Annotated in this window: 13 protein-coding genes and 2 pseudogenes; 12 read left to right on the forward strand and 3 right to left on the reverse strand. The window is 70.5% G+C overall.

Annotation, left to right across the window (positions count from 1 at the left end; genetic code table 11):
• A partial coding sequence (locus TU30_RS32385) for a transposase (protein WP_042177129.1) occupies positions 1–487 on the forward strand: 487 nt, incomplete at its 5' end.
• Positions 488–557: 70 nt separating this feature from the next.
• On the opposite strand, the pseudogene TU30_RS36675 reads toward TU30_RS32385, so the two are convergent.
• Positions 558–767, reverse strand: a pseudogene (locus TU30_RS36675) (IS256 family transposase); the annotation flags it as partial.
• A 30-nt stretch (positions 768–797) separates the two neighbouring features.
• Here TU30_RS36675 and TU30_RS32395 point away from each other — a divergent pair.
• From TU30_RS32395 to TU30_RS32410, 4 genes are all read left to right on the forward strand, one after another.
• Positions 798–992, forward strand: coding sequence for a hypothetical protein (locus TU30_RS32395; protein WP_360619661.1), 195 nt, complete (start codon positions 798–800; stop codon positions 990–992).
• Positions 993–1,201: 209 nt separating this feature from the next.
• Positions 1,202–2,242 (forward strand): ABC transporter substrate-binding protein, encoded by a 1,041-nt coding sequence (locus TU30_RS32400; protein WP_042177133.1) that lies wholly within the window; start codon positions 1,202–1,204, stop codon positions 2,240–2,242.
• A gap of 56 nt (positions 2,243–2,298) precedes the next feature.
• Positions 2,299–3,264 carry an iron ABC transporter permease gene (locus tag TU30_RS32405; RefSeq protein WP_042177135.1) on the forward strand — a complete coding sequence of 322 codons (966 nt, stop codon included), beginning with the start codon at positions 2,299–2,301 and terminating at the stop codon, positions 3,262–3,264.
• Between the two features lie 4 nt (positions 3,265–3,268).
• Entirely contained in the window at positions 3,269–4,099 is an 831-nt protein-coding gene (locus TU30_RS32410) for an ABC transporter ATP-binding protein (RefSeq protein ID WP_042177137.1), read from the forward strand.
• 18 nt (positions 4,100–4,117) lie between these two features.
• Here the strand turns inward: TU30_RS32410 and TU30_RS37900 are convergent, their stop codons facing one another.
• The gene (locus tag TU30_RS37900; RefSeq protein ID WP_234308074.1) at positions 4,118–4,402 is read right to left on the reverse strand and encodes a hypothetical protein; all 285 of its coding nucleotides are present in this window, start codon (positions 4,400–4,402) and stop codon (positions 4,118–4,120) included.
• An 11-nt stretch (positions 4,403–4,413) separates the two neighbouring features.
• A pseudogene (locus TU30_RS37905) lies at positions 4,414–4,728 on the reverse strand (DJ-1/PfpI family protein); the annotation flags it as partial.
• A gap of 296 nt (positions 4,729–5,024) precedes the next feature.
• On the opposite strand from TU30_RS37905, the gene TU30_RS32420 reads away from it, so the two are divergent.
• From TU30_RS32420 to TU30_RS32450, 7 genes are all read left to right on the forward strand, one after another.
• On the forward strand, positions 5,025–5,240 hold the full coding sequence (locus TU30_RS32420; RefSeq protein WP_042177149.1) for a hypothetical protein: 216 nt from the start codon (positions 5,025–5,027) through the stop codon (positions 5,238–5,240).
• Between the two features lie 102 nt (positions 5,241–5,342).
• Complete coding sequence (locus TU30_RS36680; RefSeq protein ID WP_063837672.1) at positions 5,343–6,410, forward strand: hypothetical protein; 1,068 nt, start codon at positions 5,343–5,345, stop codon at positions 6,408–6,410.
• Entirely contained in the window at positions 6,377–6,952 is a 576-nt protein-coding gene (locus TU30_RS32430) for a superoxide dismutase (protein ID WP_042177139.1), read from the forward strand. Before TU30_RS36680 ends, TU30_RS32430 begins: the two co-directional genes overlap by 34 nt.
• The gene (locus TU30_RS32435; protein WP_042177141.1) at positions 6,931–7,518 is read left to right on the forward strand and encodes a copper resistance CopC family protein; all 588 of its coding nucleotides are present in this window, start codon (positions 6,931–6,933) and stop codon (positions 7,516–7,518) included. Before TU30_RS32430 ends, TU30_RS32435 begins: the two co-directional genes overlap by 22 nt.
• 4 nt (positions 7,519–7,522) lie before the next feature.
• Complete coding sequence (locus tag TU30_RS32440) at positions 7,523–7,828, forward strand: PepSY-associated TM helix domain-containing protein (protein ID WP_042177143.1); 306 nt, start codon at positions 7,523–7,525, stop codon at positions 7,826–7,828.
• A gap of 56 nt (positions 7,829–7,884) precedes the next feature.
• Complete coding sequence (locus tag TU30_RS32445) at positions 7,885–8,268, forward strand: hypothetical protein (protein ID WP_042176980.1); 384 nt, start codon at positions 7,885–7,887, stop codon at positions 8,266–8,268.
• A gap of 17 nt (positions 8,269–8,285) precedes the next feature.
• Positions 8,286–9,293 (forward strand): IS3 family transposase, encoded by a 1,008-nt coding sequence (locus tag TU30_RS32450; RefSeq protein WP_042177145.1) that lies wholly within the window; start codon positions 8,286–8,288, stop codon positions 9,291–9,293.
• Positions 9,294–9,327: the final 34 nt, after the last annotated feature.

A 9,327-nucleotide genomic window follows, 5' to 3' on the forward strand; every position in this document is an offset into this window, starting at 1 on the left:
GGGGCAGGTCAGCCAGGGCTGGCACGGCCCCTACCCGACCTCCTCGCCCACCGCGGCTCCGCTGATCGTGGCACGGTTCACCAAAAGTCAGTGCCACCCCTGCCCGGCCCGCGCCCGGTGCACCACCTCCCGCGAAAGCACCCGCACCGTCGGCTTTCCTCCGCGAGAACTCCGCGACCTGCAACTCCGCATCCGTGCCGAGCAACAGACACCCGAGTGGAAAACCCGCTACGCGGTCCGCTCCGGAGTGGAGGGAACGGTCAACGAGTTCGCCCACGGCCACGGCATGCGCCGCTGCCGCTACCGAGGGCAGGGCAAGGTCCACCTCCAGCACGTCCTGACCGCCATCGCCATCAACATCGAGCGCCTCAGCGGCCTCCCACCGACCGAGGAAGCACCCCGGCCACGCCGACCGACCGCTTTCCAGACCTACCTCGATCAGCACGAGATCCCCCGGCCGAAGTCCTGGCGCACCCTGGGCACCTGACCTCGGCAACTCCAAGATCCCCGACAGAGTCAAGCTGAGTAATTGCCCTATCCGACCAGCCGCCACAAGATCAGGCAGCGCCCCGCGAACGTTCGGCCAGGACGCCACTCTCGAACCGGACGCTCGTGCGGACCAGGGGCACGAGGTGGGCTCCGGTGATCGCCCGCCAGCGGGCCTGGGCGGACTCGACGAGTTTGAACACCATCGCGAGGGCTGCGGCGGGGCTGCCGGCGCCGCGGGTGACCTTGGTGCGGAGCTTGACGGTGGAGAAGGCCGACTCTGTACGACCCACCACCTGGCCAAGCCCGAACTGGCCTCCCAGGGAGGCAAGGTGATCGACGCACGGGTCGTCGACGACGGGAACCTCGTCACCGCGGGAGGTGTCACGAGCGGAATCGATCTGGCGCTCTGGCTGCTCACCCGCGCGTGCGGAGCCTCCGTCGCCCTCGGTGTCGAGTCCATCATGGAGTACGAGCAGCGCGGTGTTGTCTGGCGAAGCTCCTGACCGCCGCTGCCTGGGGCACCCATGTGTGGACTTTGCTGCCCGATCCCTCCTCGGAGATGCGCTGCCCGACCTCGGCCGACGGAACGCGCCCCGCTTCGGGATGTCCGCGAATCGGACCGCGACCGCCGGGAACTCAAGGCCACCTCGCGGCGACTACTGCAACAGAAGCCCCGTGCCCATGATCACGTCCTGCACGCAAGGAGCCCCGTATGTCGATGAACCGGCCGGCCGCCGTCGCCCTGGCCACCGCCCTCTGTCTGCTGACGGCGGCATGTGGCGGCTCGGCTTCGGACGACGAGGCGAGTGCGAAGTCGAACGAGGCCGCGGCTTCGAGGACCGGTTACCCGGTCACGCTGGACAACTGCGGCCAGAAGCAGACCTTCGAGAAGGCGCCCAGTCGGGTCGTCGTGATGAACGGTGCCTCGGTCGCCGAAGTCTCCACGCTCCTCGCCCTCGGTCTCGGTGACAGGATCGTCGCCAACCAGCAGGGCTACGGCATGTCCGAGGTCGCGGGCCGGGCCGCGGCCATCAAGGCCCTGCCCACCGGCGACGTCAAGGTCAACGAGGCGTACGACATCCCGCGCGAGGCGATGCTGGGACTGCGTCCCGACCTCGTCCTGTCCGTCACCACGTACGGCTTCGACCAGAAGAACGGCTTCGCCACCCGCGACCAGCTGAAGCAGGTCGGCGCCAACAGCTACGTCTCCCCGCAGGGTTGCGACGACGACCCCTCCCAGATGACCGTCGCCGACAGCTACCAGCTGCTGCGCGACATGGGCAAGGTCTTCAACGTGAGCGACAGAGCGGAGAAGCTGATCGCCGCCTCGGAGAAGAGCATTGCGGCCGTCTCGGCCAAGGTGAAGGGCGAGAAGAAGCCCAAGGTCATGGTGCTCTTCTCCAACATGGCCATGGGCAGCAACGACTTCAGCTCGGTCTTCGCCCACGGCATCGTCAACGACATCCTCGCCAAGGCGGGCGGCTCCAACGCCTTCGCCGACACCACCAAGGCCACCTTCGCCGACCTGAGCAAGGAGAAGGTCGCCGCCACCGACGTCGACGCCGTCGTCGTCATGAGCTACAACGACCCGAACCCGGCGGCGTACGCCAAGAAGCTGCTCAAGGAGTTCCCCCAGTGGCCGGCCGCCGAGAACAACACGTACGTGACGCTGTCCGACTCGATGTACCTGGGCCCCAGCAACGACCTGGCCGTGCAGAAGGTCGCGAAGATGCTGCACCCGGACGCCTTCTGACCCGGCTGAAGGTCCCGCTCGCGTTCACGCTGCTGCCCGTCGCGCTGGTCGCCACCATGATCGTGGCGACCAGCATCGGAGCCGTCAACGTCCCGGTCGCCGACGTGTGGGCGATTGTCCTGCACCACGTCACCGGCGCGGGGACGGCCCCCTCGGACCTGGCGCTGGACCAGATCGTCTGGAACTTCCGCACCCCGCGGGTGGTCCTGGCGGCGCTGGTCGGCGCGGGCCTGGCCGTGACCGGGGCTGTCCTGCAGACCGTGGTGTCCAACCCGCTGGCCGACCCCGTCGTGCTGGGCTTCTCCTACGGCGCCACGCTCGGCGCGGTCCTCGTCATCACCCTGGGTGGGGGAGTGGCGCTGGCCGGGCTGGGGGTGTCGGCGGCGGCCTTCCTCGGCGCGGTGGCCGCCGGAGCCCTGGTCTTCGCGCTCGGCCGGCGCCAGGGGCGGCTGGCCCCGACCCGGCTGGTCCTCGCGGGTGTCGCCATCGGCTATGTCTTCCTCTCCGCGACCAGCTACGTCCAGCTCCAGGCGACCCCCACCGAGCTGCGGACGGTCATGTTCTGGATGCTGGGCAGCGTCGCGGGCGCCCAGTGGGACCAACTGCCCACGGTCGCCGTCGTGGTGCTGGTGACGACTGTGCTGCTGTCCCTGTTCGGCCGCCGCCTCAACGTGCTGCTGGCCGGGGACGAGTCGGCCACCGCGCTCGGCGTCGACGTCAGCCGGCTGCGGGCCGTCCTGCTGGTCCTCAGCGCGCTGCTGACCGGCACGGTCATCGCGGTCGCGGGCGGTATCGGCTTCGTCGGCCTGATGATCCCGCACCTGGTGCGCCTGACCATCGGCGCCGACCACCGTCGGCTGCTGCCCCTGACGGCCCTGCTGGGCGCCGTCTACCTGGTCCTCGTCGACCTGCTCTCCCGCACCCTCAACCGCCCCAATGAACTGCCGCTGGGCATCCTGACCGCCCTGCTCGGCGCCCCCTTCTTCCTGTGGCTGCTGCGCCGCAACAAGGGCCTGGACTGAAAACATGAAACTCATCGTCGACCGGCTCCACGTCGCCCTCGACCGCACCCCGATCGTGCGCGACGTGAGCCTGGAGGCCCGCGCGGGCGAGATCGTCGGCCTCGTCGGCCCCAACGGCAGCGGCAAGTCCACCCTGCTGCGCACCGTCTACCGCTCCCTGCGCCCGGCCGAGGGGGTGGTCAGGGTGGGCGAGGACGACGTATGGGAGCTGTCCCCCCGGGCGGCGGCCCGCCGTACGGCGGCCGTCCTCCAGGACGCGGGTGGCAGCACCGCCGGTCTGACCGTGGGGGAGATCGTCGCTCTCGGCCGTTCCCCTCATCACGGTCTGCTCGGCCGTGACGGTCCCCAGGACCACGAGGCGGTGTCCGACGCCATCGACCGCTGCGGGGTACGGCCCTTCACGGACCGTGACTACACCTCTCTCTCCGGGGGCGAGCGTCAACGTGTTCTGCTGGCCCGGGCACTGGCCCAGAACCCCAGGCTCCTCGTATTGGACGAACTGACCAACCACCTCGACATCCGGGCCCGGTTCGAGCTCCTGGACCTGATTCGTGCCACCGGTGTCACCACGCTCGCCGTGCTGCACGACCTCGACCTCGCCGCCCGCCTCTGCGACCACCTGGTCGTCCTGAGCGGCGGCGCCGTCGCGGCGGCGGGGCCGGTCCTGGACGTCCTCACCCCGGACCTGCTCGCCGATGTCTTCGGGGTCCGCGCGAGTACCGAACGGCATGCCGATGGCGTCGTCCGGATCACCTACGAGGCCAGGCCCCTCGCGCACGGTGAGAATCCCGAGGATGACGCTGCCGCCCGCCTGGCAGAGACGGCCGACCGCTGATCCGGCGGTGAGCGGGCGTCAGGCCCCGGAGCCCGGGACGGGTTCCGGAGCCTCGTACTGGATTCCGGCCCGCGTGAACTCCGCAGACTCGGCCCCGTCGTATCGCGCCACGAGGTGCAGCGCCATGTCGATGCCGGCCGACACGCCGGCACTGGTGACGACGGTGCCGTCGTCGACGAACCGCTCTCCGCGCCGCACCTCGATCGAGGGGTCGATCTTCGCGAGCCTGTCGAGATAGTCACGGTGGGTGGTGGCCGGCCGGCCGGCAGCCCGGCCGCGGCCAGCACCAGTGAACCGGTGCACACGCTCGCCAGCACGGTGCCCCGCTCGTGCAGGCCGCGCAGCCACTCCGGATGTGCCGCGTCCTTGACCAGGCCGCGGGTGCCGTTGCCACCGGGATGGACGAGCAGGTCGAGCGGCAACGCCTCGTCCATGGCGTGGTCGGCGACCATGCCGAGGCCCTTCGAACCGCGCACCACTCCGGCCTGCGGGCCGAGAGCCACCACGCGCACCGACGAGGTCGCGATGTGGGAGGCCCAGAACCCGAGCACCTCCCACGGACCCACCACGTCGAGTTCCTCGACATCGTCGAAGAGCAGCACACCGATGGTCAGGGCGTCGTCGGCCATGGCCACACCCTAGCCCGCGGTTCGACGGACGGCACGGGCTGACCGACGCCGTCTCGCGGACGGGCAACAGCCCTTCCTCATGTAGTCGTTGGCCGGTGCTGACTGGTTCCGCCGGGACGCCGGGTACGTGAAGCACCGGGTGCGAAACGGCGCACGGGCGCGCTCGGCCGTGCCCCGGCCGCTGCGCGTGCCGGAGCGTGGCGCCGTGCGCCCGGGGGTATGTCTCGGCCACCACCATCCGGCCAGGCGACGGCAAGGACCTGGTGCCCGACCCTCCCGTCGAAAGGCAGCGCACGATGAACGAGATCAACGGCCTGGAGCCCCTGGCGACCTTCTGCGGAGAGTGCAACTGCGGCTGTCCGCAGCTGTTCGTCGACCCGGGCGCCCCCGCGGACCGACGCGTCCTGCTCACCGACGACTTCGGGCAGCGCGTCCAGATGAGCGCCGACCAGTTCTCCTCCCTGGTGGCCGAGGCGAAGGCCGGAAAGCTGGACGGCATAGTCACCGCCTGACGTCCGCCGCGCCCCGGCTCACGAAGAACGGCCGCGCGGCTGAATGAAAGGCCCCTCCCGTCTGTAAGAGGCGATGAGCCCATCGGTACGAGGAGTTGACTGGTGTCCCGGAGCCGTCCCGGCGCAACGCGCCGGGCGAGCCGCGCGACGTCGGCCGCGGAACGCGTCGGCAGCCCACGCGCGCTGTCGGCGGCGGTCTTCGCGGCCGTCTGCGTGGTGACGAGCGCGCTCGGACATGCCCTGATGTCCGGCGACCTGCTGCCCTGGTGGGCGCTGGGAGCGGCGTTCACGGGGACGGCCTCGGCCGGCTGGTGGCTCACCCGCCAGGAACGCGGCCCCGTGACCGTGGTCGGTGTCACGACCGCCGCGCAGGGGCTGCTGCATGTGCTGTTCGACCTGGCACACGAGGTGGCCCACGGACCGGCCCGCGCCGCGGAGACCGTATCGGCCACGGGTGCGGGCCACGCCATGATGTTCTCCCCCTCAGGGATGGCCATGCACATGGACCACTCCGGGGCGGGCATGACCATGGCGCACGGTGCGACGGCAGGCGACTCCCACGTCCTGCCGACGTTCTCGGCCGCGTGCCAGGGCCCTGCCGCGATGTTCCTCGCGCACCTTCTCGCCGCCGTCGTGTGCGGGGTGTGGCTGTGGCGCGGCGAGACGGCGGTTCACCAACTGGGCCGGGCCCTCACGGTCGTCGTGTTCGCGTCGCTCCGCCGCGTCCGCGGGCTCCTGGGACGCCCCGTCCCCGGTCTCCGGACCCACGCGGGCCTGCCGTCGCCGGAAGACGCCCCGGCCGCGCCGACGGCTTTCGCCGTGCTCAGGCATGCCGTCGTCCGCAGAGGACCCCCACGCCACCGCTCGGCAGCCCTGCGCGCGTCCTGTGGTCCGCTGTTCGCCATGTGCCCCTGGATCTCTCCGGTCCGCCGGGGCGGACAAGACGGTCCGCACGCGCTGCTGCCGTGCGCTCCGTGTGTTCGTCCACCTCGGCCCTGGCACGCACCCGTCCGCCTGCGCGCGGCGGCGTGCGGTGCCCCGCAACGATCGGGATTCCCATGCACGACGTCACCCCCGCCCACCCGTCCGCCACGGACCACCCGCCGGCACCTCAACCCGCACGCCGAACCGTCCGGTTGGCCCTGGGCGCCCTCCTCGCGACCACCTTGACGGTCCTGCTCACCGGCTGCGGAGGCGACTCGGCCGGGCACGCCTCCGCCCACAGCGGGGCATCCGCCTCGTCCTCCTCCCACGGCATGGACGGCATGTCCGACAAGATGATGGGCGATCCGTCCGCCACTCCCGCCTACAAGTTGTCCGGCGCGACCGTGGCGAAGGGCACCTTCACGCTGCTCGACACCCGGCCCCCCGGCATGAACGACGTCAAGGGCACCGCATGGCTGGCCCAGGGCCCCAAGGGCACCACCGTCACCGTCTCTCTCACCGGACTCAAGCCCGATCACGTCTACATGGCCCACCTGCACGCCCAGCACTGCTCGGACGGCAACGGCGGCTCCCACTTCCAGTTCGACAAGGGCGGTGCGACCACGCCCCCGAACGAGATCCACCTGATGTTCACCGCCGACAAGTCCGGTATGGGCATGACGACGGTGACCAACTCCCGCAAGACCGGCAAGGACGCGGTCGCGGTCGTGGTCCACCCCAACGAGGCACAGGACAACCGGATCGCATGCGCCGACTTCGACTTCTGACGGCGACGGCCGGATCCACCGTGTGCGCGGGCGTGCTGCTGATCCTGGGGAACGCGCCCGCGTACGCCCACACCGCGCTCAAGGACGCCGCACCGGCCCCCGGGGCCACGGTCGGGGCCGGGACCGACGTGGTCAGGCTGACGTTCGACAACCTGACCTCCGGCATCGCGCCGAAGATCAGGATGATCGGGCCGGACGGCAAGGAGATCCCGGTCGGAGAGCCGGTCGTCACCGACACGACGACGGCCTGCGCCGCCGTGTCACCGCTGCCGAAGGGGGTCATCACCCTCACCTACTCGATCACCGCCGGGGACGGGGACGCCCAGACCAACGCCTACCAGTTCGAGGCCGCCGACGGCAAAAAGCCGGCCGGCACCCCGGCGGCGTGCGCGGCCCTGAGCCTGCCCGCCCCGGAGACGGGAGGCTCGGACTCCGTTCTGGGCCTCGGTTCTACTACGGCGACCGCGGCCCTCGCCGGGGTTGCCGCCGTGGCGGCGGGCGGCGGATTCCTCGCCATCCGCACACTGCGGCGCCGCAGAACCCCGGAAGCGGGCGCCGACGAGTGACCTGATGCCCGGACTCCCGTACCCGGGAAGGGAGTCCGGGTGGTGGCGCCGCCGGCACGGCAAACGGACCACCCGCCGCCTGCTGCTGCCCGACCGGGTTGCGAAACAGGGCGTACGGCGCACCCGCAGCTGGCACGCGGCGACCGGAGGCTGGCTCGCCGTCGGGCTGCTGGGACTCTCGGCCACCGGCCTGACATGGTCCCGGTACGCCGGTGTCAACTTCGGCGAGGCGCTGGACGCGTTCCACTCCCACACCCCCTCCGTGGGCACCACCCTGACCACCGGAACCCTCTCTGTCAGCCTTGGGTGAGACGTCCCGCTTCGTCGGGTTAGCCTGAGAGGGCACGACAGGAGAACCACCCCCTCATGACCAGCACCAACCCCGCCGGACCCGATCCGGCTGCCCGGCCGAAGCGCCGGACCTTCAGTCCCGAGTACAAGCTGCGGATCGTGGCCGAGTACGACTCCGCGCCCAAGAACGAGAAGGGCGCGATCCTGCGCCGCGAGCGCCTGTACCACTCGCACGTCAAGGAATGGCGGGCCGCGCGGGATGCCGGGGCCCTGGAGAAGCTGGTCGACAAGCGCACCAGTCCGGCGAGGCCGAAGAAGTCCGCCGCCGAGGCGGAGAACGAGAAGCTGCGCCGCCAGGTGGAGCGGCTGGAGAAGGAACTGGCCCGGAACAAGGCCGCGCTGGAAGTCATGGGAAAAGCTTCCGCGCTCTTGGAAATGATCTCCGAGAGCGCGGACTGATCGCTGCCGCCGAACCGGTGGCCGACGACGCGTTCACCGGCGTCGAGGGCGAGCTCGGTATCACGGCGGCCTGCCGGCTGACCGGCCGCTCCCGGGCCACCCACTACCGTCGGCTGCGGCCCCCACCGGAGCGAAAGCCCAGAAAACCACAGGTCCAGCCCTCAGCCCTCACACCCGAGGAACGGGCGGCGGTACTGGAGCTGATGAACAGCGCTGAGTACGCCGAACTCCCTCCCGCGCAGATCTGGGCCCGCGAGCTGGATGCCGGACGCTATCACTGCTCCGTCTCCACGATGTACCGGATCCTGCGCGAGAAGGGCCAGGCAGGCGAGCGACGCCGCCAGGCCACCCACCCCGCCAAGACTGTGCCCGAGCTGGTCGCCACCGGGCCCTCGCAGGTGTTCACCTGGGACATCACCAAGGCGGCCGGGCCGGCCAAGGGCGTCTGGTACCACGCCTACGTCATCATCGACATCTTCAGCCGCTACATCGTCGGCCACACCGTCGAGGCCGCCGAATCGGCCGCACGCGCCGAGGAGTTGATCCGGGAGACCATCCGCCGCAACGGCATCGTTCCCGAGACCGTGCACGCCGACCGCGGCACGTCGATGACCTCCAAGAGAGTCTCCCAGCTGCTGATCGACCTCGGCGTCACCCGGTCGCACTCGCGGCCGAAGACCTCCAACGACAACCCCTACAGCGAGGCCCACTTCAAGACCACGAAGTACATGTCCGACTACCCCGAGCGGTTCGATTCGCTGGCCCATGCCCGCGAGTGGTTCGAGGCGTTCATCGCGTACTACAACCACGAACACCGGCATTCGGGTATCGCCTGGCACACGCCCGCCAGCGTGCACTTCGGCACCGCCGAGGAGGTCCGCGACCAGCGGGCCGTCACCCTCGCCGAGGCATACGCCCGCCACCCCGAACGCTTCGGCCGCCGCCCCCGACCACCCCGGATACCCCAGCAGGCGTGGATCAACGACCCGGCCAAGCGCAGGGAACCCGCACCACAAACCTCATAACGTCACGACCGTCTCACTGGACTTGAAATCTTCC

The sequence above is a fragment of the Streptomyces sp. NBRC 110035 genome (genome assembly GCF_000829695.1).
In the GTDB taxonomy this organism is placed as follows: domain Bacteria; phylum Actinomycetota; class Actinomycetes; order Streptomycetales; family Streptomycetaceae; genus Streptomyces.

Bases quoted from the DNA above. Each gene is read 5' to 3' on its own strand.
- TU30_RS32435 (WP_042177141.1), top strand. From the start codon at position 6,931: ATGCGCCGACTTCGACTTCTGACGGCGACGGCCGGATCCACCGTGTGC.
- TU30_RS32440 (WP_042177143.1), top strand. From the start codon at position 7,523: ATGCCCGGACTCCCGTACCCGGGAAGGGAGTCCGGGTGGTGGCGCCGC.
- TU30_RS32405 (WP_042177135.1), top strand. From the start codon at position 2,299: ATGATCGTGGCGACCAGCATCGGAGCCGTCAACGTCCCGGTCGCCGAC.
- TU30_RS32410 (WP_042177137.1), top strand. From the start codon at position 3,269: ATGAAACTCATCGTCGACCGGCTCCACGTCGCCCTCGACCGCACCCCG.
- TU30_RS32420 (WP_042177149.1), top strand. From the start codon at position 5,025: ATGAACGAGATCAACGGCCTGGAGCCCCTGGCGACCTTCTGCGGAGAG.
- TU30_RS32445 (WP_042176980.1), top strand. From the start codon at position 7,885: ATGACCAGCACCAACCCCGCCGGACCCGATCCGGCTGCCCGGCCGAAG.
- TU30_RS32400 (WP_042177133.1), top strand. From the start codon at position 1,202: ATGTCGATGAACCGGCCGGCCGCCGTCGCCCTGGCCACCGCCCTCTGT.